The following is a 19,906-nucleotide window of genomic DNA, read 5'->3' as shown; positions in this document are numbered from 1 at the left end:
GGTGCTCGAATCGGTTGGTTCCGGCCACTTCAAGCAGACGCATGATGGCGTCGGGGTCGTCATCGAACTCGCTGAGCACTGCCGCCTCTGACAGCGACAGTTGCCCGCGTCGAGTGCCTCCATCGCGGCCTGTGATCCGGCGGCGGTGGCCACGGATTTGACCGTGTCACGCCCGATGGACAGCTTCTTGGCGACCTTGGTCACGGAGGCTCCGGCGTCGAGCATCTGCTGGATGCCGCGTGCCCGCTGGGCCTCGGTCAGTTCGCGGCGTCGGTCGTTTTCCACGATCTGCTCGGAGACCCGTTCGACCACCTGGGCCTTGTCGTCGGTCGCACCCGCTGGGCGCACGTAGACCGGGACGCTGGTCAGACCAGCCTCGCGTGCGGCCAGGGTGCGTCGCTGTCCGGCGCGCACCCGCACCACGCCGTCGTGTCCGCGCACCGCTGCGATGGGGTTGAGCACGCCGTGCTCTTTGATGCTGGCGACGAAATCAGCGTCGAGTGCGGCGTCGTCGCGGACGTTGGTTTCCAGCTCCAACGTGTGCGGGTCGAGGTGTTCGAGGGTGCCTGCCGCCGCGACCTGTGCGTTGGTGTCGTTGTCGGTGACGGTGGTGGTGTTCTCGCTCATGGTGATGGTGACCTTTCATCGATGGGGTGAGTGGGCGGTGGCCGCCCGTGCTTTTTGCCTTCTGGCACTGAAGATTTGGGCCGGCATCAGGGCCGTGGAGTGCAAAGGTCCGGGCGCAAAATTCTTCGCGCGAGCGCAGCGAGCCTCGAAAGAAATTTGCGAGCCCTTGGGCCCGGAGCGCAGCGGAGGCCGTGGCCTTGCACGCAGCGGGCCGCCGGCCATAATCGAAAGCCAGAAGGCAAATAAACTAGCGCCGGGGCCCGCAGGGACCCGGTGTTCAGCAGCGCCGCAGGCGCTTCCGCCTGTGCAGTTCCCCGATGGCATCGGTGCGGGTCGGTAAAGCCGTGGCCGTCGTGCCCGATGTTCCTGCATGGCAGTGCCTTTCGGAATCGTGGGTGATGGGTGGCCTGGCCCGCGGGACGGGCCAGACCACCCTCGGGGTTAGAGAGTTTGCAGCATCCGGAAGGCGTTGGTCTTCAGGTTCTGAGCGGTGCTGCCGCCGGTGACTGCGCGCAGGGCCCGTACCGACTGCGGATCTCCTGCGGCGCGGACCTTGCTGTAGTGGTCGACGTACTCGGTGACCGCGTTGTAGGCCGCCCACCGGGTGCCGGCGATCGGGGCGACGGTGGGGCTGGACACCCACAGTTTGACGATCGCGTTGGCGGTGTCGCGACGGTTGCGGGCCGTGGTCTTGGACTCGGCTCCGTCGACGTCGACGAGCTCGCCGGCGAAGTGACGCATCTGGTCGAGGTCCATGGGGGCGGCGTAGAGGGCGGCTGCTTCCTGTTCGAATGCCTCGACGTAGCGCCAGCTCAACTTGAGTGCTCGTCGGGCCTCCTGCAAGGCGACGGCGGCCCCGCCGGTGTGGCTGATGCCGAAGCTGGCCGCCGCGCGTGCGATGGCCGCGCTTTGGGTGTTGGCGCATACGATGCGCACCGGCGTCACCAGGAAGCGGAACTTGCTGGACCCGTCGTGAGAGTTCAGCGCGGCCAGGTAGAAGTCGGTGCGGTCCTTGGTGCCGTCGATTCCGTCGAACACCATGGATTCGGGCAGCTTCATGGTCACGAACGTTTCGCGCCCGCCGCGTAGCGCCCCGGCAGTCTCATAGACCGCACCGCTTTCTCCGGTGAGCGCGTCGAGCAGGTCACACGATGCTTCGTTTTGCATCGGCTCGTACTTGTTGCCGACCACGCCGAGCACGTCGAGGGCTCCGGTGATGGGGTTGGTGCGCACGGTGGCCCACTGGTCGGGCACTGCCAGCGGGGCGGGTGTGGTGACACCGGTTTCGCTGATCACCGGCTCCTGGGGGACAACCAGCGCCATTTTGCGGACGTTCCAGTTGGCCAGGTGGGCGGCGTGCAGAGCCTCGCGGGCGGTCATAGCGTGGCCGACCTGCTGGCCGAGTTGGTGCCAGGCGTCGGTACGCGAGTCGGCGAAGCTGACTTTGCCTGCGGTCTGATCGAGTTCGTGAGCCATGGTGGGTTCCTTTCGGGAGGTGAGTGGGCGGTGGCCGCCCGTTCTTTTTGCCTTCTGGCACTGGAGATTTGGGCCGGTAGAGGGCCGTGGAGTGCAAAGGTCCGGGCGGGGCAGGTCCCGGGTGAGCGCAGCGAACGTTTGTGGGGAGCTGCCCCGAGCCTGTGGGCCCGCAGCGCAGCGGAGGCCGTGGCCTTGCGCGGAGCGGACCGCCGGCCACAATCGGAGGGCCAGAAAGGCAAAATTCGGTGGGTCGGTGGGCCCGCAGGGGCCGGCGAATCAGCTGCAGCGCCGCCAGGCGCTTCCATTCTGGGTATGCACCACGCCGGTAGCCTGGGTTGATGTCGTCGTGTGAGAGTGCGCTGGTCGATGCGTTGACGCGGCCGATCCAGGGGCCGGTGTCGGAGCCGGTGCTGACCTGGGTGGTCACCGGCGCGTGGCCGCGCCCGGCGATCCCGTTCGACACCGCCTATGCGCAGCCAGCCTGGTCGGACCCGCTGGGGCTGTAGCTGGCGTGCCCCGTGCCGGGTGTCAGAACAGTGCGACATCGCCGGCCACCTCGGCGAACCAGCGCTCGAAGTGGGGTCTGGCCTTGTCCGCAACGACGGCCGGGCAGGCGACATAGAACCGCTCTGCCCATGGCGGCGTCTCACCGCGGCGCAGCGCGATGCTGCGCGCGATGCCGTCGTTGCCGGTGTGCAACTGCCCGGGCATGCCCAGTAGTGCGGCTGCCATCTCGGCGCGAGATCCACGATCGAGCAAACGCACTGACCGGGCGATGACCGGCCTGGTTCCGGTCCCGCGAACCTTGGCCACCCGGCGCACTTCGTAGATCGCGTGCTCGGTGTCGTCGAGGCGGCGGTGGAACAGGTCAAGGACACCGGTCAGACCAGCAGCAGCGACATCATCGTAGAGGCGGCCAGTCGGCCGCAGGGTCTGCTTGTCGTTGATACAGACCGCGACGTGTTCGATGAACAGGGCCAGCGCTCCGGCCGCGGGATCAGCGGCGTAACGCTGCAGCGTCGACTGCACGCCTCGTGCCGAACTGATCGCGAAAGGGCAAGTTATTGCGAATAAGTGTTACTGCGACGTTCCGGCTTGGTCGTGCTCCGTCGATGTGTAGAAGTTAAGTGTGGAGATCTGAGTAGCATGCGTCCGAGATGCCGACGCGTTGCACCTTCCCTTTCGCGCCCGGGGGCTGCCCAGCCCGGTCTTGCGGGTGTCTCGGTTGCACCCAGCCCACTGGGCGTGGGTGGCGTGGAGGGTGTGGCCACGTAGTCCGCGGCGATGTCACGGGTCCATAAGTGCAAGTGCGGCTCGACGATTCGGAGGTTTCTCGGCAGCCCAGCGCCCGGCGATGGGGATGATGGCGAATCCGCCACGCAGGGAACCAGGCCCGATAGTGGTGACGCTGCGCCACCGCAGTGCCCGGTTACCCACCCGGGCGGCGTGAAGTCAAGTATTTCTTTGCGTGGCCCGCGCTGGCGTTGCGGGCCGCCGACTCGCGCAGGACGCCGTCATGTGCTAACACCCGGGACAGCTTGAATGGCCCGGTGCGGCGGGCTTCGCTGCCGTAGAAGTCCGCGAGGAAGGGCACCACGTCATCGGTGAGATCCGTCAGGGTGGCGGTACCGCCACACAGCGGTAGGTCGCCCAGTGCCGCGGCAACCTGGCTGCCGCTGCCGCTGGGGTGTTCGGAGATGTCCCAGGACCTCGAGGTGTCTTGAACGGGTCGCGTCGGTGGCCTCTGCTTGAGTGCCTGCGGTCGTTTCGGCCCCGTCGTCGCGGCGGTGATTGTAAAGACAACCCACACGGATCGCTTTACCGGCTGGGGCATTGATCATCATCGTGGGTCTGTCCCGGGGGACGGCGGTGGCCGAGCCCTTGACAACGCCTCCCGTGACCGTTTGACTACTGTTACAACGCGGAAGATAACTTCCATGATACGGAAACAATGAGTAATGCGACGCGGCGGCCGCTGGCTGTGAAGTGAAGGGACTGCGCTATGCCCGAGATTGCCTACACTGTCAACTGCTCCATTCTGTTGACGGATATCCCCCTACTGGATAGGCCCCGTGCCGCCCGCGATGCAGGCTTCGACGCTGTGGAGTTCTGGTGGCCCTTCCCGAAGTCAACTCCCACCGACCGTGAAATTGATGCCTTTATCCGTGCAATCAAAGATGCGGGTGTGCACCTGACAGGCCTGAACTTCGCAGCAGGCGACATGCCCGGCGGCGAGCGTGGCATCTTGTCGACGCCTACACGCACCACCGAGTTCCGCGATAACGTCGACATCGCTGTCGGCATCGCAAAGGCTCTAGGTACCAAAGCGTTTAACGCGCTCTACGGCAACCGCATTCAAGGGCTCAGCGCGCTGGATCAGGATGCGACGGCTATTAGCAACCTTGGATTCGCCGCCGAAGCGGCCGCGAGCATCGATGCCGTAGTGCTGGTTGAGCCCGTCAGCGGCGCACCCGCCTATCCTCTCAAGACCGCCGCGGAGGCGGTCGCGGTGATCGAGCGTGTGCACGCCGAGTGTGGTGTCAGCAACGTGCGGCTGCTCGCGGACCTGTATCACCTTCACGTGAACGGGGATGACGTGTCGGCAGCCATCGACGATTACGCAAGCCGGATCGGTCACGTCCAGATCGCTGACTCCCCGGCCGTGGTGAGCCAGGAACTGGCGACCTTGAACTCGGCAACTTTCTGGACCAGCTCACCGGGCACGGGTACCGCGGCTACGTCGGTCTTGAGTACAAGTCAACGCGTGCCGACACTTTCGACTGGTTGGATCCCGCGTTGCGCGCCTCTGCCAGAGCGACGGCTCGCTAAGAACCCCATCGGAAAACGTCAACGAGAAGGACTCATTCATGAGCAACATCGCTTTTATCGGCCTGGGAATCATGGGTAGCCCCATGGCCGTCAACCTTGTGAAGGCCGGCCACCAGGTCACAGGATTCAATCTCTCGCCGCATCGCACCGCGCCACTTGTCGAAGCCGGTGGCTCTGCCGCGGAATCTATCTCCCAGGCTGTTAAGGCCGCGGACATCATCGCTGTCATGGTTCCTGACTCCCCTGACGTCGAAGCCGTATTGACTGGCGAAGACGGGGTTTTCGAGGCCGCTCCCAGTGGCTCGCTCATCATCGACTTCTCCAGCATTCGCCCTGATGTCACTTCCACCCTCGCTCAGGAGGCAACTCGGCGTGGCTTCCGGATCATCGACGCGCCGGTATCTGGTGGCGAAGTGGGCGCAATCAACGCGGCGCTATCGATCATGGTCGGTGCCCAGGCCGACGACTTTGAGTTGGCCAAGCCGATCCTGGAGGCGGTTGGCAAGACGATTGTGCATGTGGGCCCCAACGGTGCCGGACAAACCGTCAAAGCTGCCAACCAGCTGATTGTCGGCGGCAATATCCAACTCCTCGCCGAAGCGATCGTGTTCCTTGAAGCGTACGGGGTGGACATGGCCGCCGCGATCAAAGTGCTCGGAGGTGGACTGGCGGGGTCTGCGGTGTTGAATCAGAAGGCTCAGATGATGCTCGACCGGGAGTTCAAGCCTGGTTTCCGCATCGATCTGCACCACAAGGATTTTGGCATCGTTACCGCGGCCGCGCGCGAAGCAGGCATCGTGGCCCCTCTGGGAGCTGTGGTCGCCCAGTTGATGGTATCGGCGCGGGAGAACGGCGACGGCGGCCTGGACCACTCCGCCCTATTGCGAGGCGTTGAGCGCTTGTCCGGCCGCAGCTCGGCTTTGAAATAACTCACACCACAATTGGAAGAGAAGCGACATGGCACGTATGCGCACCGTCGACGCCGCTGTAAGAATTCTTGAAATAGAGGGAGCCACACAAGCTTTCGGGCTTCCCGGAGCAGCCATTAATCCCTTTTATTCCGCAATGCGCGCGCATGGCGGGGTCAAGCACATCCTGGCCAGACATGTCGAGGGCGCCAGCCACATGGCCGAGGGTTACACCCGCGCCCGGGCCGGCAATATCGGGGTGTGCATCGGCACCTCCGGTCCCGCCGGGACGGATATGATCACCGGCTTGTACTCGGCGATGGCGGATTCCATTCCGATCTTGGCGATCACTGGGCAGGCCCCCGTGGCGCGGCTCCATAAGGAAGATTTCCAGGCTGTTGACATCGCGGCGATAGCCGCTCCGGTCACCAAAATGGCAATGACTGTTTTGGAACCCGGCCAGGTTCCCGGAGCATTTTCGCAGGCCTTTCATCTGATGCGTTCGGGGCGACCGGGCCCAGTGCTGATCGACCTGCCGATTGATGTGCAGCTCGCCGAAATCGACTTTGATCCGCACACCTATCAGCCCTTGCCGGTCTACAAGCCGGCGGCGAGCCGGGCACAGGTCGAGAAGGCGCTCGATATGCTGGCCGCGGCCGACCGCCCGCTCATCGTGGCAGGCGGCGGGATTGTCAATGCTGATGCGGCCGAGCTGCTGGTGCAGTTGGCAGAGCTGCTGGAGGTGCCGGTGGTGCCGACGCTCATGGGATGGGGGACGATCCCTGACGATCACCGTCTCGCGGCGGGCATGGCTGGCTTGCAGACGGCCCATCGTTATGGCAATGCCACGATGCTGGCCTCCGACTTTGTGCTCGGCATCGGTAACCGCTGGGCGAACCGGCACACTGGGGGACTAGACACATATACCAAGGGCCGAACGTTCGTCCACGTCGACATCGAGCCAACCCAGATCGGCCGTGTCTTTACCCCGCATTACGGGATCGTCTCTGACGCAAAAGCTGCACTCGAACAGTTCGTCGCCGTCGCGACCGAACGCAAAGCCGCCGGAGCCCTGCCCGACCATACCGCATGGGTGAACGAGTGCCTGGAGCGTAAACGGACGATGCACCGTAAGACTGACTTTGATGACGTCCCGATCAAGCCGCAACGGGTGTATCAAGAGATGAACAGGGTTTTCGGCCGCAACACGCGTTACGTCAGTGCCATTGGGCTCTCTCAGATCGCCGGTGGCCAGTTCCTGCGCGTGTACAAGGAACGCAATTGGATCAACTGCGGGCAGGCCGGCCCCCTGGGCTGGACACTGCCAGCGGCACTCGGCGTCGTTGCCGACGACCCCACCGCCACCGTGGTCGGGCTCTCCGGTGACTATGACTTTCAGTTCCTCATCGAGGAGCTGGCTGTCGGCGCACAGTTCAACCTGCCTTACATTCACGTAGTCGTCAACAACTCCTATCTCGGGCTAATCCGGCAGGCGCAACGGCAATTCGACATGAATTTTTGCGTCTCCTTGGGATTCGACAACATCAACAGCGAAGAAGCTCACTCCATCGACGCCCCACCAGTGCCAAAAGGTTACGGCGTCGACCATCTCCGCGTTGCAGAAGGATTAGGCTGCAAAGCCATTCGTGTCTGCGAGCCCAATGAGATCGCCGGTGCACTGGAGCAAGCAAAGGTGATGGCGAAGGAACACAAAGTCCCCGTGGTTGTTGAAATCGTGCTTGAACGCATTACCAACATCGCCATGGGCACCGAACTCGATAACGTCAACGAGTTCGAGCCTCTGGCGCAGTCCACCGACGAACTTCTCACCGCCGCCCTACTTGACTGACGCTCCACGTTTTGGACATGTGCGTCGTGCGCCGCCGCGTCGTGCGCGTTCGGTCGGCATCCGAGTGTCTCGCCGCAGCGGTGCCACCTTCCGAGGCGAGGCGAGTTGTCCGTCTTGCCCGGAGGCCCCCAGCGGGGAAACCCCAGTGAATGGAGAGTGTTTCAGTGGCAGGCCATGTCGTGGTCGCACCCGACAAGTTCAAGGGATCGTTGACCGCCGCCGCCGCGGCGGCGGCCATCAGGCGTGGACTGCATAGGATCGATGAGGCGCTAACCGTCGTTGAATGTCCGATCGCCGACGGCGGTGAGGGCACCTTGGAGGCCGCCTTGGCCGCCGGATTCGAACGGGTCGCACTCACGGCGCTCGGCCCCACGGGCGAGCCTGTCACGACCGCGTATGCCAGAAAGGGTCAATCGGCGGTCATTGAGATGGCTGATGTTTCAGGTCTACATCGACTGGTCGACGGATTGCCCGCACCGATGGGAGCATCGAGCCGCGGTCTTGGACTGGTGGTGGCGAAGGCGCTCGACGATGGTTGCCGGCACATCGTGATCGGCATTGGCGGAAGCGCCTGTACTGACGGCGGATCCGGGTTCTTGCAGGGTCTTGGAGCATGCCTCGTCGATGGCCGCGGCTACCCAATTCCGGACGGTGGCGGCTCGCTCGGGCAGGCAGCCAGACTGGACCTGTCGGGACTGCATCCGGGACTGCGGGACGCCGAACTGGTGATCGCCAGCGATGTCGACAATCCGCTATGCGGGCCGCACGGCGCTGCCGCGGTCTACGGTCCGCAAAAGGGTGCCCACCCAGACCAAGTGCGCCAACTCAACAACGCCCTGGACCATTGGTCGCACATCGTCGCAGCCGCCACCGGTCAGGAGATGCGTGACTATGCGGGAGCCGGTGCGGCCGGCGGCGTCGGCTTCGCGGGAATGGCCGCGCTGCGTGCCTCGATGCGCGCCGGGATCGACGTCGTGCTGGATCTGGTAGGACTCGAACACCACCTGCGCGGGGCCGCCGCTGTCATTACCGGTGAAGGCTGTTTGGATGGCCAGTCGTTACGAGGCAAGGCGCCCGTGGGCGTATGTGCCCGCGCCAGCACCAAACGCATCCCTACGTTCGCGATCGTTGGCACGTGTCAGTTGTCTCCTGCACAGCTCGCCGCCTCGCAATTTGCCGAGGTCTACTCGCTGCAGGACCGGGAGCCCGATATGGCGAAGGCGATGGCGGAAGCGGCCGGTCTCGTCGCCGACGCCGCTGGCGACTTGGCGGCCGCGCATTTATCCACCCACCTCGCGTAAACCAGGTGTAAACGTGTGGTCGGTAGGTCTGACCGCCTCGGCACGGCGGGCCCGGCAGCCAGGAGCGATCTTGTGCTGCCCGACGCGAACCATTGTCATCGCAGTCGGCCCGCTGACGGTGCAAGTTGACGTCGCTTCCGCGCGCTGTTCCCCGCGTGTCTTACGACTCACCGTTGACGAGCGTACCGCTTAGCGGGCTCCGCGCGGTCAGGGGTTCATTCTGCGCGAAGCGCGCATCCTTGGCTGGGGATTCTGCCGCATGTCTCCAGCGGCCCGTCCGGTCCGGCGGCACATTGCGTGAGCTATCTTCGAGTGAAGCAGTTCTTCCGCTTTGTGGAAGTGTCGAGAATGTCGCATACGCTGCGAAGCGGAACGGGAGATCGCGAGATGACGGATTCTAAGCCGCCACGTTTGGGTGGAGTCCAGTCGGTTGACCGGGTGCTCGATCTACTCGAAGTTATGGCATCCGCCGGAGGGTCCATGGGACTCACGCAGCTGGCCGAGCGGACTGAACTCCCGTTGCCGACTGTGCATCGGCTGACCCGCACGCTGGTCTCCCGGGGATACATGCGGCAACTGCCTGCTCGCGAGTATGCGTTGGGGCCCAAATTGATTCGACTCGGCGACAGTGCGACGAAGTTGATCGGCGCGTGGGCCGGCCCGCACCTGTCCGAGCTAGTGGCCAGCACCGGGGAAACGGCCAATATGGCGGTCCTTGACGGCATGATGGCGGCGTACGTGGCCCAAGTGCCCTCCCCCCATTCGATGCGGATGTTTACCGAGGTGGGGAGACAGGTGCACTTGCATTGCACCGGCGTCGGTAAGGCGCTGCTTCTGCAGCTGCCGGACGACGCCGTTCGTACCCTTCTCGCCCGCGCCGGTATGCCGAGCTACACCCCGAACTCGCACACCCACGCCGATTCCCTACTCGCCGACCTCGCCGAGAGTAGGGCACGAGGCTTCGCTATTGACGAAGGCGAGCAGGAGGTTGGCGTTCGCTGTTTTGCGGTTCCGATTCACGGCGCACCGGCTCCGACCGCTCTGTCGATTTCGGGGCCCGCCGCGCGCCTCACCATCGAGTCCGCCGACCTCCACGCTCCCCTTCTCAAACGGATCGCTAAAGAACTCTCCACTGAGTTCGGAAAGGACGCGAATATTTGAGCCAACCGGCGCGGCTATCCGTGGGCCGTTTCACTCGCCCACGGCCCGGGCCTCAAATTCCCCGCTCTCGGGCGTGAGCTCGCGGCGTTGCTCCACTTTGAGAACGCCCAAGGGGTTCACGCCGCGGATCGAGGCGTCGATCAGCTCGATGGGATGAAACAGTGGCGCGCCGTCGAGATAGCGCGCGATCTGCAACAGACACCCCGGGTTGCCCGTCGTCACCGCGTCCGGTCGGGTGCTCACGATGTTGGCTGCCTTGCGGTTTCCGAGTTCTTCACCGGCTTCTGGCTGCACCATGTTGTAGATACCCGCTGATCCGCAACACAATTCAGATTCGGGCACTTCCAATAGTTCCAACTGCGGAATCGTGCGGAGAACTTCGCGGGGTTCGCGACGTATTTGCTGGCCGTGGGCGAGGTGGCAGGCGTCATGGTAAGCAATCCGCGCGGCGATGGGGTGTCGGGGGGCTTGTGGTGCTAAACCGGCAAGAACCTCACTGATATCGCGTACCTTTGCGCTGAATTGCGCTGCTCTGTCGGCATATTCAGGATCGTCGGCGAGCAGCCCGCCGTACTCCTTGAGGGTTGATCCGCAGCCGGCAACGTTCACTACGATGTCATCCACATCGAGGTCCTCGAAAGACTCAATCATGTTGCGAGCCCGCCCCAGACCTTCTTCTTCACGGCCAGCGTGAACGCTCAGCGCGCCACAACACCCTTGCTTGGGAACCACCACCTCACACCCTTCGGCGAGGAGAACCCGCATGGTGGCGGCGTTGACCTGAGCGAAAAACACCTGTTGGACGCAGCCCGACACCAGGGCAACTCGGCGACGTACCTCCCCGTTGGGCTTGTTGACCCCGCGCTGGCGGCTGGCGATGTTGCGAAGTGTTACTTGCGGCATCAGCGCTTCGAGTGCTCTCAGCTTGGCCGGCAGCACGCCCATCAAGCCGCTTCTGTGCATCAGGGCCCTGAGTCCAGATCGTTGGTACAACCATGCGCCTAGCGCGATCAGGCGTAGGCGGGCCGGGTAGGGGAAGACGGCGAAAATCAGGCCCCGGAAGAGTCGGTCATCCACAGTGCGCGGAACAGCGCGCTCAATTTGTGGCCGTACTGCCTCGATGAGCTGGTCATACTGGACTCCGGATGGGCAGGACGACACACACGCCATGCAACCCAAGCAGGCATCGAAGTGGCTAGCGAAAGTGTCGTCGATGGGGATTTCGCCCGTAGTGGCCAGGTTCATCAGGTGGATTCGGCCCCTTGGCGAGTCCATCTCCTCACCCCATAATTGGTAGGTGGGGCAGGTCGGCAGACAGAAGCCGCAATGAACGCAGTCCGAAAGCAGCTCTGGTTTGGGCGGGTTGTGGTCGTCAAACGAGCTGGGCATGAATCAGTGTCTCCCTTGGATGATGTCAGAACCACGGATGAAAACGACCAGGCCCCAATAGATCTGCGGGGTCATAGGCCGATTTGACTGCGCGCATAACGGCTGCGGCCGAGGGGGCGGTCCCCCATGCGTCCACCAGATCGGTAAGGCCTTCAGGCCGCTCGCGCATCGTTAGCGTTCCACCGGCGGCTTCAACAGCCGCACGCCACTGGCCGACGACTTCAGCATGCGTGGCTAGCGTTGACCCGGAGACCTTGGCGTCGATGCGCCCGGTCAGCAGTCCGGCTGCCACCGTCGGCAGCGGATCGTGTTCGTGAACGATGCGATGGAACGCCTGCACGACCGCGAATACGTCGGTGGGCCGCACCAATCCCCGAAGAATGGTAGTAAGAGCGGTGTCGGTGGAAGTGCTCGCGTCAGCGTGGTCGGCCCACGCCTCATCCGATTCGTCAGCATCCAGGATACTGCGCTTTCCCGCGCCGAGAAGCTCTGCCGCTACACGTAGGCGCTCCTGTACACCGAAGTCGGTGCCCTCGAACCGCACCAGTAGGCGGCCCGAGGTCCATTCCGCAGCAATAGGATCCAAGGCTGCAGCTGAGATCGCTTCAGCGTAGGCGACCGCCTCGCCAATTCCGGTGTCGAAGCTCAGCGTGCCGGTCGCCGCAGGAAGTGGGTGCAGACGAAATGTCAGGTCGGTGATGACCGCCAGAGTGCCGAGCGAGCCAGACACCAGCCGAGCGAGATCGTAGCCGGCGACGTTCTTGATGACATGACCTCCCGAGTGAGCTATTTCACCGTTGGCCAGAACCAGCGTCGCTCCAATCACGAGATCGCGGGGCCCCCCGAACGCCAACTGTGCCGGACCCTGGTCAGCGGTGGCGAAAATTCCCCCGATAGTTGCTCCTCGACTGATACGAGCGGCGTCAAGGGCCAGGCGCTGGCCGTGTTCCGCAGTTACAGACTGCAAATCGGTGACAGGCATCCCGGATCCGACCTGAATCGTCATATCGGAGGGCTCATACCGCAGGACTGAATCAAGCTTGTGGGTCCGCAATGTTGCGGTTGCCTGGCAATCCCCGCCCCACGTCGCGGCGGTCCCGCCGCCGGTCACGTTGACCGTCCGGTGCTGATGGCGGGCGCTGATAAGGCATTCGGCGACTTCAGCAACGTCGACTGGCTCCCACGCGGCGGGCGCAGAGGGCGCGAACTTAGAAGCGTTCGATGTCACCGGAGACCTCCAGAGCATGGGGAACGTAGACGCCCGGTTTTTCCCCGCACAACCGCGGGGTGGGCAGGAGTTTCCCGGGATTGCACAGTCCTTCGGGGTCGAAGGCGCGGCGCAGCCGCCACATCGCCGCCAGGTCCGATTCCGAGAACATCCGCGGCATCGAACACGCCTTGTCGGTGCCTATCCCGTGCTCGCCAGACAATGATCCGCTCATCTCCACGCATAGCTCGGCAATCTCTCGGGAGAGTTCTTCGGCAGGTTCGAGTTGTCCTGCTGCTTCGCTGTAAAGTACGAGGGGGTGCAGATTGCCATCGCCAGCGTGAAAGACGTTGGCGACGCGAAGCCCTGATTCGGCTGCCATCTGTGCAATCCGGGCCAGGATTTCGCCTAGGCGAGTGCGTGGAACGACGCCATCTTGGACGATGTAGTCCGGGCTTATTCGCCCGACGGCGGCGAACGCGGCTTTGCGTCCTCGCCAGATCATCGCCCGTTCTGTGGGGTCTTGAGCGATTCGAATCTTCGTGGTTCCGGCCTCATGGCAGATTCGTTCAACGGCTTCGAACTCGACTTTGGATTCCGCAGCAGGACCATCGTTTTCGACAATGAGCGCCGCGGCGGTATCTAGGCTGTAGCCGGCGCCTACCGCAGCCTCGGATGCTTCGATAGCAAGCGCATCCATCATCTCGATGGCCGCCGGCACGATTCCTTCAGCGATAATGCGGGTAACTGCGGCGCTGGCGGCGGCGATGGAAGGAAAGTCGGCGCACAACGTGTGCACTGTCGCCGGATTGCGCACGAGTCGCACGACCACTTGCGTGACGATCCCTAGGGTGCCCTCCGAACCGACCAGAGCCGATAGCAGGTCATAGCCAACGTTTTCGCGATTGACTCCCCCCAACCGGGCCACCGACCCATCGGGCAGGACGACCTCGAGTTCGAGCACGTGGTGCACGGTGAACCCGTATTTGAGGCAGTGGGCGCCGCCGGAATTCTCCGCGACGTTGCCTCCGACGGTGCAGACCTGTTGGCTAGATGGATCGGGCGCGAAGTGCAGGCCAAATGGGGCAGCGGCCTTGGTGATATCGACGTTGGTGACGCCCGGTTCCACGACGGCGCGCAGATTTCGTGGGTCGATTTCGACGATTTTCCGCATCCGCTGCAAAGAGATGACGATGCCGTCCGCCGAGGGCAACGCCCCTCCGCTCAATCCGGTGCCGGCGCCACGAGCCACATACGGAACCCCGAAATCGCGGCAGGTCAGCACGGCGTGGCGGACGTCTTCGGTGGTTTCGGCTAGAACGACAGCACGCGGCACCACACGAAACCCGGTTAGTCCGTCGCATTCATACGTGCGGAGAGCTGTGGGGTCGACAATGACGGCGCCGTCGTGGAGTCGGTTTAGCAGGGCGTTAACGAACGGGGGCGCATCGGAAGTTGTCTGCGCGGTAATGGGACTCACGCTCATCTCGGTTGAACCTCTCGGGCACCGAGGTGCGCCGGCAGCGATGGAGGGGGTAGGTCATACCGCACCGGTGTGGCGGACATACGCAGGGGGCTACTAACTTGCGGGATGCTGCGGTCGCCAAGCTTCACTGTTCGGTGTGGCTCAAGCCCGAGTTCCTCGGCCAGCGTGAACGCCTCTCCGATCGAGTTCACTGGTCCTGCCGGTACCCCAGCCCGACGCATCCGGCCTAGTAGCTCCTCGATGCTCAGTGAGGTGGAGGCGGCTTCTAACAATGGAATCAGGTCCCCGCGGTATCGAACGCGTTCGGTGTTGGTGCTGAACCGGGGATCATCTGCGAGCTCAGGAATACTCAACGCGGCGCAAAGATTTCGGAACTGTTTGTCGTTGCCGCAGGCCAAAGCGATTTGGCCGTCTTCGGCGCGCAGAGTCTGATACGGGGCGATGGACGGATGCTGATTGCCCAATCTGCCGGGTGAAATGCCGGTGCCTAGGAACGCGGTCGCCTGGTTAGCCAGGCTCGCCAACAGCGATTGCATCATGGTCACGTCCACGCGCTGTCCCTCACCGGTGTGCTCCCGGTGACGCAGAGCCGCCAGAATGCCGACTCCCGCATGAAGCGCAGCGAGCACGTCGACGAGGGCGACTCCCGCCTTGATCGGACCGCTCTCCTCGGTACCGGTAATGCTCATCAGTCCGCCGACTGCCTGGACCAGTAAGTCGTAGCCGGCGAGGTCACGCGCTGCATCAGAATCGCCGAACGCCGAAATGGAGCAGTAGATTACCCGCGGATTGCTTGCCGAGAGGTGTTCGTAACCCAATCCCAGCCGGTCAGCCACACCGGGCCGGAAATTCTCCACCACAACGTCAGCCGAATAAGCCAAGTCCGCAGCAATCAGGGCGTCGCCGGGATCGTGGAGGTCGAGCACGACAGAACGCTTATTGCGGTTGGCGCTCCAAAAGTACGTGGCCTCGCCCAAGGCGAACGGCGGACCCCACCCGCGAGTGTCGTCGCCTCCCGGACGTTCCACCTTGATGACATCTGCACCGAGATCGCCCAGCATCATCGTTAGGTATGGCCCAGCGAGAATTCGGCTGAGATCCAGTACCCGGACGCCGGACAAACTGCCGGGCTGGGCCGCGGCCCAGCCGATCTCATCCTGAGCGGATTCCACCATCGAGGTAACTCCTGTTGGTAAGACCATCATGTTAGGTCTTACACGGTAAGCTTTCCGTCGTGACGGTGCAAGAAAATTCCGATATCAGTGGATGGACCAAGGTTCGGCGGTCCCGCGTGCACGAGCTGGTTATTGAGCAGATTGAAGAACGCATCCGTCACGGCGGTCTGCAGCGTGGCGACCGTCTACCCAGCGAGCGCCAACTCAGTCAGTTGCTTGGCGTGAGCCGGCCGTCTGTGCGAGAAGCACTGCACTCGCTGGAAGCTCTCGGGATCGTTGCTGAGCGCATCACTTCAGGCCCAGAATCGGCCAAGGTCCTGGCTACCGAGCCCTCGGATGCCCTGACCAGCATGCTTCGCCTGCATATCGGACTCAGCAACTTCTCCGAGTTGGAAGTTGTCCAAACTCGGTTGATCGTCGAAGAGTGGGCTGTGCGCGAAGCGGCTGCGATGGCGACCCCCACCGAGGTTGAGGCGCTAGCCCGAACATTAAAGCTGATGGAGCGATCCGACATCGACATTCTGCGCTTCAACGCCCTCGATACCGTCTTCCATACCGGCCTCGCACAGGCCAGCGGCAACCGTCTGATTGCATACCTCACGGGAGCGCTCCGAGACACCGTGGAACGCCACCGGCTAGCAGCCATGCGCTCCCTCGGGCCGTGGCACTCGGTGTCACAAACGCTCCAAATTGAGCATCGGAGCATCCTGGACGCCGTTGCCGCCGGCGACGGCGACGCAGCCGCCGCCGCGTTACGCAACCACTTACGCCATACCTACCCCGACGCCGAACGCCGAAACGAATCCTGAAACTCAGCGGCACCGGAGGGGGCATGCTACGGCCTTGCCTCCCCGACCATCAAGTTTACTTCCTCCGACGTTCGGGCCTACGAAACGCCATGAATGATCTTGTATTTCCCTGATGGCCCTGGCGGCGAAACCGGGTGAGGCTACGGGCAAGCGCATGAGCGTCGTCGACGCCAAGCTGTCCACCACGCACATCGGCGCGCCGGAACACGATCCAACCGCAAGCCTCCAGGTCAAAGGGGTACACGGCACCAGACCCGTGGTCGCGAATCAGCCGCTCACCTCAGATTGGTCGATGCTCCACATGCCGAGAATCGGCGATCGGTGCTCACGATCGCGCCAGTGCGCGGCCTGACTCCCCCTTCCGCGTGCGTGACCAAGTGGTGCGGCACACCACCCTTCCCAGGATAGAACTTCCACCATGCGAAAGCATGGAATCACCATTCGATATTGGGGCTTGCATTGACGTGATCCACGTCATAGTCTCCTCAGAGCGCCATGATGGACTGACCATCAGCACGGGATGTCTCTACCGGTAACTCTTGAGAGGCCCTCGGTGGCGCACCAGCCCTTCCCCAGGTACGGCGCCTGAGGAGATTCTTTCGAGGAGATTGTCGATGACAACGAAGTCGCGTGTCGCCCGGGACTTATCGGAAACGCCGGCGGCGGTACCACCCCGCAAATGGACCGATTACGTCCGAGGAATCGGACCAGGCTTGCTGGTAAGCATGGCTTGGATGGGCGCCGGTGATCTGGTCGACTCCTCGGTGGCCGGGGCCAACTATGGATACTCACTCATGTGGGCGCTCGGTCTGGCTTTACTGAGCCGGTTTTTCTTCACCAGTGCGATCGCCAAGTACGGTCTATGCAACGCGGTGGGCGACCAAACCATCATCGAAGGATTCGGCGCCGTCTGGAAGAAGCTGCCACTCCTGGTTGGCACCCTCGCATTGGTGAGCGGGTTCATTCTGCAGACCTACATGGTCGCCATGGTCGGCAACGCCCTGTTCCACCTATTCCGCGGTTTCGGTGGAGCCACCTGGGGTCCCTTCATGTGGACCGTATTCGCCGCCGCGATCGGGTGGCTGGTCCTGACGCGGCCAAAGGCGTACTCCATTCTCGAGATCATCGCCCGCATCAAAGTCTCAATTCTTGTGGCCGTGTTCCTGTATGCCGCAATCAAGTCCCAACCGAATCCCCGCGACATCGTGCACGGCCTCGCGTTCTCGGCCCCCCGGACACCGGCGCGTTCGCCACACTACTGGTAGCCGCCGCCATCATCGGGGCCGTAGGCGGATCCGCAGGCAACCTCATGTATCCGGAGTTCATCCGCGACAAAGGTTGGAAGGGGCCGGAATTCCTCAAGATGCAGCGAGTCGACCTGTTGAGCGGCGTCCTCGCCGTCGTGGTGGTCAACCTGTCCATCTGGGTCGTCGGAGCTGAAGTCCTGCGCCCCGCCGGCATTCAGATCGCCACCCTCGATGACCTCAGTACCATGATGACCCTGGCCCTTGGCCCGATCGGTCCATGGCTGTTGTGGCTCGGGCTGATGATGACCGCGTTCTGTTCCTTCACCAGCTACGCGCGCGGCTACACGAAAATCTTCTTCAGCGGAATCAACCACGCATTCCCCTCTCGCAAGAACACCGACATCCCCCTCGACCGAACGCGCGCGTTCCGCGCGGTGCAGCTCGGCCTTATGGTCTGCGTACCTATCCTGTTCGCGCTACCGGTCTTTCCTGATGTAGTTGCCATGACCGTCGCTGGGAGCGCTACCGCTGGAATTATGGCGCCGGTCATCATCGTCGGCACCCTCATCGTCACCAACGACAAACGCCGAATGCTGCCCGGGTACACCAACAAGTGGTGGGAGAACGTCATCTTGGTCATCGTCGGCGGTATTGGTCTGTGGGCGGCCTACGGGCTCATCGTCGGCCTGTTCTAAGCAGACAACAAACCGAGCCCCGCTGCCGGGACTCATTACCAAAGAAAGAGGTTAGCTATGGCCACGCAGGATCTGGACTTGCGAACTCGCAAATTCTGGGGGTGGGGATTCGCCGACACCGGTATCACCGACTCAGAGGTGCACGACCTGGGAAACATGATCCGGGACAAGTTTGGCTTCGCTATCCACGACCTTGCCAAAGCGCCGACAATCGACGAAATCGAACTCCGCGAACCACGCGTAACGCCCCCCGAAACCTTGGCCAACATCTGCAAGTCCGACACATGGACCCGTGCCGAGCACACTCTCGGTAAGAATCTGGGTGACTTTGTGCGGGGACTGGAACGCAAGTTCGACAATCCGCCGGACTTCGTTGCATTCCCCACCGATGAAAACGACGTCGTCTCAATCCTCGACTGGGCACATGACAATACTGTCGCGGTGGTGCCCTACGGCGGCGGATCCTCTGTGGCCCAAGGCATCGAACCCATCGTCTCCGGCGACTACCGCGGCGCAATCACCATCGACCTCCGTCATCTCAACAAAGTCCTCGAGATTGACCACACATCACGTTCCGCGCTCATACAGGGTGGAGTCCTCGGGCCCGACATGGAAAATCAGCTGCGCCCACACGGACTGTCGATGCGCTTCTTCCTCCAAGCTTTCGAGTTCTCCACCCTGGGTGGATGGATCGCCACACGTGCCGCAGGACACTTCGCCACCGGCATCACCCAGATCGACGACTCCGTGCAGGCCATGCGGGTCGTCACCCCTTCGGGAACCATGCAAACTCGTCGCCTGCCCTGCGACGGGGCAGGCGTGTCGGCAGACCGCATGTTCATTGGCTCTGAAGGTACCCTCGGCATCATTACTGAGGCCTGGATGCGCCTGCAGGACAAGCCAACCCACAAGGTGGCCACGTCGGTGCCATTCGCTGACTTCACCAAGGCGGTAGACGCGATCCGCGAACTGTCGCAGTCAGGTCTCAACCCCGCGAACTGTCGACTCCTTGATCCCACCGAAAGCCTGCTCTCGGGTGCCTCAGACTCGGATTCAATTCTCGTGTTGGCCTTTGAGTCCGCTGACCACGAGCTCCAGCCATGGATGCAGCGCGCCGCGGAGATCTGCGCCCAGCACGGTGGCCGGGTCACCGCTGAAGCGCTACAGGGCGTTTCGTCGCCCGACGCCGGTCATTCCGGGGCGGCCGGCAGGTGGCGCGACTTCTTCGTCCGGGGACCGTACTACAAAGAGGGCTACACCCGCATGGGCGTCATGCGAGAAACGTTCGAGACCGCATGCACATGGAGCGCATTTCCCGAACTGCACGCCCGAGTAGTGGAAGCTACCACTCGGGCTGCTAAACGTGAGTGCGGTGACGGCGTGGTGGCCTGCCGGTTCACTCACGTGTATCCCGACGGCCCCGCCCCGTACTACACCGTACTGGCTCCCGCCAAGCACGGCGCCGAGGTCGAACAATGGGCGGCAATTAAAGCCGCGGCGTCAGAGGCAGTGCTAGCAGCAGGCGGAACCATCACCCACCATCACGCTGTCGGCCGCTTCCACCGACCCTGGTACGACCAACAGCGCCCCGACCTGTTCGCCTCGGCGCTGCAATCGGTGAAAAAGACAGTCGACCCAAGCGGCATCATGAATCCAGGCGTACTCGTCGACCCACGATAACGCCAGCGCCGCGACGGTCTCGCCCAACCAGTCACCCTGATTGGGCGGGACCGTCGTACTGCCAACG

17 protein-coding genes and 1 pseudogene are annotated in these 19,906 nt (G+C 63.1%); 10 read left to right on the top strand and 8 right to left on the bottom strand.

Features of this window, described 5'->3' with window-relative positions:
* Both BVC93_RS32630 and BVC93_RS32625 read right to left on the bottom strand, forming a co-directional pair.
* A partial coding sequence (locus BVC93_RS32630; RefSeq protein WP_236950572.1) for a ParB/RepB/Spo0J family partition protein occupies nt 1-627 on the bottom strand: 627 nt, incomplete at its 3' end.
* Between the two features lie 441 nt (nt 628-1,068).
* Nucleotides 1,069-2,103 carry a DUF932 domain-containing protein gene (locus BVC93_RS32625; protein ID WP_083741819.1) on the bottom strand — a complete coding sequence of 345 codons (1,035 nt, stop codon included), beginning with the start codon at nt 2,101-2,103 and terminating at the stop codon, nt 1,069-1,071.
* A 338-nt stretch (nt 2,104-2,441) separates the two neighbouring features.
* On the opposite strand from BVC93_RS32625, the gene BVC93_RS33720 reads away from it, so the two are divergent.
* Complete coding sequence (locus tag BVC93_RS33720; RefSeq protein WP_013470241.1) at nt 2,442-2,609, top strand: hypothetical protein; 168 nt, start codon at nt 2,442-2,444, stop codon at nt 2,607-2,609.
* A gap of 22 nt (nt 2,610-2,631) precedes the next feature.
* Here BVC93_RS33720 and BVC93_RS32620 read toward each other — a convergent pair whose 3' ends face one another.
* Together BVC93_RS32620 and BVC93_RS32615 are read right to left on the bottom strand one after the other, a co-directional pair.
* Complete coding sequence (locus tag BVC93_RS32620; RefSeq protein ID WP_236950571.1) at nt 2,632-3,132, bottom strand: hypothetical protein; 501 nt, start codon at nt 3,130-3,132, stop codon at nt 2,632-2,634.
* Between the two features lie 400 nt (nt 3,133-3,532).
* Nucleotides 3,533-3,913: a hypothetical protein gene (locus BVC93_RS32615; protein WP_083741818.1), complete on the bottom strand. Its 381-nt coding sequence runs from the start codon at nt 3,911-3,913 to the stop codon at nt 3,533-3,535.
* Between the two features lie 192 nt (nt 3,914-4,105).
* On the opposite strand from BVC93_RS32615, the pseudogene BVC93_RS32610 reads away from it, so the two are divergent.
* The 5 genes and pseudogenes from BVC93_RS32610 to BVC93_RS32590 all read left to right on the top strand — a co-directional run bounded on the left by BVC93_RS32610 (nt 4,106) and on the right by BVC93_RS32590 (nt 10,151).
* Nucleotides 4,106-4,932, top strand: a pseudogene (locus tag BVC93_RS32610) (hydroxypyruvate isomerase family protein).
* A 38-nt stretch (nt 4,933-4,970) separates the two neighbouring features.
* Nucleotides 4,971-5,861, top strand: a complete 891-nt coding sequence (locus tag BVC93_RS32605) for a 2-hydroxy-3-oxopropionate reductase (protein WP_083741817.1) — start codon at nt 4,971-4,973, stop codon at nt 5,859-5,861.
* 28 nt (nt 5,862-5,889) lie between these two features.
* Nucleotides 5,890-7,689: a glyoxylate carboligase gene (gene gcl / locus BVC93_RS32600; RefSeq protein WP_083741816.1), complete on the top strand. Its 1,800-nt coding sequence runs from the start codon at nt 5,890-5,892 to the stop codon at nt 7,687-7,689.
* Nucleotides 7,690-7,853: 164 nt separating this feature from the next.
* Nucleotides 7,854-8,990, top strand: coding sequence for a glycerate kinase (locus BVC93_RS32595; protein WP_157517379.1), 1,137 nt, complete (start codon nt 7,854-7,856; stop codon nt 8,988-8,990).
* Nucleotides 8,991-9,377: 387 nt separating this feature from the next.
* Complete coding sequence (locus BVC93_RS32590; protein ID WP_083741837.1) at nt 9,378-10,151, top strand: IclR family transcriptional regulator; 774 nt, start codon at nt 9,378-9,380, stop codon at nt 10,149-10,151.
* Nucleotides 10,152-10,181: 30 nt separating this feature from the next.
* On the opposite strand, the gene BVC93_RS32585 is transcribed toward BVC93_RS32590, so the two are convergent.
* The 4 genes from BVC93_RS32585 to BVC93_RS32570 are packed head-to-tail and all read right to left on the bottom strand — an operon-like array spanning nt 10,182 to nt 15,408.
* Nucleotides 10,182-11,540: a heterodisulfide reductase-related iron-sulfur binding cluster gene (locus tag BVC93_RS32585; RefSeq protein ID WP_083741814.1), complete on the bottom strand. Its 1,359-nt coding sequence runs from the start codon at nt 11,538-11,540 to the stop codon at nt 10,182-10,184.
* Between the two features lie 25 nt (nt 11,541-11,565).
* On the bottom strand, nt 11,566-12,786 hold the full coding sequence (locus BVC93_RS32580) for an FAD-binding oxidoreductase (RefSeq protein ID WP_083741836.1): 1,221 nt from the start codon (nt 12,784-12,786) through the stop codon (nt 11,566-11,568).
* A complete protein-coding gene (locus BVC93_RS32575) occupies nt 12,749-14,233 on the bottom strand; it encodes an FAD-binding oxidoreductase (RefSeq protein WP_083741813.1) in 1,485 nt (494 codons plus the stop codon). Before BVC93_RS32575 ends, BVC93_RS32580 begins: the two co-directional genes overlap by 38 nt.
* On the bottom strand, nt 14,230-15,408 hold the full coding sequence (locus BVC93_RS32570) for a CaiB/BaiF CoA transferase family protein (RefSeq protein ID WP_083741835.1): 1,179 nt from the start codon (nt 15,406-15,408) through the stop codon (nt 14,230-14,232). Before BVC93_RS32570 ends, BVC93_RS32575 begins: the two co-directional genes overlap by 4 nt.
* A 59-nt stretch (nt 15,409-15,467) precedes the next feature.
* On the opposite strand from BVC93_RS32570, the gene BVC93_RS32565 reads away from it, so the two are divergent.
* From BVC93_RS32565 to BVC93_RS32545, 4 genes are all read left to right on the top strand, one after another.
* Complete coding sequence (locus BVC93_RS32565) at nt 15,468-16,217, top strand: FadR/GntR family transcriptional regulator (protein WP_083741812.1); 750 nt, start codon at nt 15,468-15,470, stop codon at nt 16,215-16,217.
* 614 nt (nt 16,218-16,831) lie between these two features.
* Nucleotides 16,832-17,482, top strand: coding sequence for an Nramp family divalent metal transporter (locus tag BVC93_RS34465; RefSeq protein ID WP_083741810.1), 651 nt, complete (start codon nt 16,832-16,834; stop codon nt 17,480-17,482).
* A gap of 44 nt (nt 17,483-17,526) precedes the next feature.
* Nucleotides 17,527-18,159 (top strand): divalent metal cation transporter, encoded by a 633-nt coding sequence (locus tag BVC93_RS34460; RefSeq protein ID WP_192860466.1) that lies wholly within the window; start codon nt 17,527-17,529, stop codon nt 18,157-18,159.
* Nucleotides 18,160-18,216: 57 nt separating this feature from the next.
* Complete coding sequence (locus BVC93_RS32545; RefSeq protein WP_083741808.1) at nt 18,217-19,839, top strand: FAD-binding oxidoreductase; 1,623 nt, start codon at nt 18,217-18,219, stop codon at nt 19,837-19,839.
* Nucleotides 19,840-19,906: the final 67 nt, after the last annotated feature.

This window comes from Mycobacterium sp. MS1601 (assembly GCF_001984215.1).
Classification (GTDB): Bacteria; Actinomycetota; Actinomycetes; order Mycobacteriales; family Mycobacteriaceae; genus Mycobacterium.
This window is presented reverse-complemented; position numbering and strand designations above follow the sequence as displayed.

Coding starts and splice junctions, on each gene's coding strand:
- BVC93_RS32625 (WP_083741819.1), bottom strand. CDS start 2,103: ATGGCTCACGAACTCGATCAGACCGCAGGCAAAGTCAGCTTCGCCGAC.
- BVC93_RS33720 (WP_013470241.1), top strand. CDS start 2,442: ATGTCGTCGTGTGAGAGTGCGCTGGTCGATGCGTTGACGCGGCCGATC.
- BVC93_RS32605 (WP_083741817.1), top strand. CDS start 4,971: ATGAGCAACATCGCTTTTATCGGCCTGGGAATCATGGGTAGCCCCATG.
- gcl (WP_083741816.1), top strand. CDS start 5,890: ATGGCACGTATGCGCACCGTCGACGCCGCTGTAAGAATTCTTGAAATA.
- BVC93_RS32590 (WP_083741837.1), top strand. CDS start 9,378: ATGACGGATTCTAAGCCGCCACGTTTGGGTGGAGTCCAGTCGGTTGAC.
- BVC93_RS32585 (WP_083741814.1), bottom strand. CDS start 11,540: ATGCCCAGCTCGTTTGACGACCACAACCCGCCCAAACCAGAGCTGCTT.
- BVC93_RS32580 (WP_083741836.1), bottom strand. CDS start 12,786: ATGCTCTGGAGGTCTCCGGTGACATCGAACGCTTCTAAGTTCGCGCCC.
- BVC93_RS32575 (WP_083741813.1), bottom strand. CDS start 14,233: ATGAGCGTGAGTCCCATTACCGCGCAGACAACTTCCGATGCGCCCCCG.
- BVC93_RS32570 (WP_083741835.1), bottom strand. CDS start 15,408: ATGGTGGAATCCGCTCAGGATGAGATCGGCTGGGCCGCGGCCCAGCCC.
- BVC93_RS34465 (WP_083741810.1), top strand. CDS start 16,832: ATGACAACGAAGTCGCGTGTCGCCCGGGACTTATCGGAAACGCCGGCG.
- BVC93_RS34460 (WP_192860466.1), top strand. CDS start 17,527: ATGTATCCGGAGTTCATCCGCGACAAAGGTTGGAAGGGGCCGGAATTC.
- BVC93_RS32545 (WP_083741808.1), top strand. CDS start 18,217: ATGGCCACGCAGGATCTGGACTTGCGAACTCGCAAATTCTGGGGGTGG.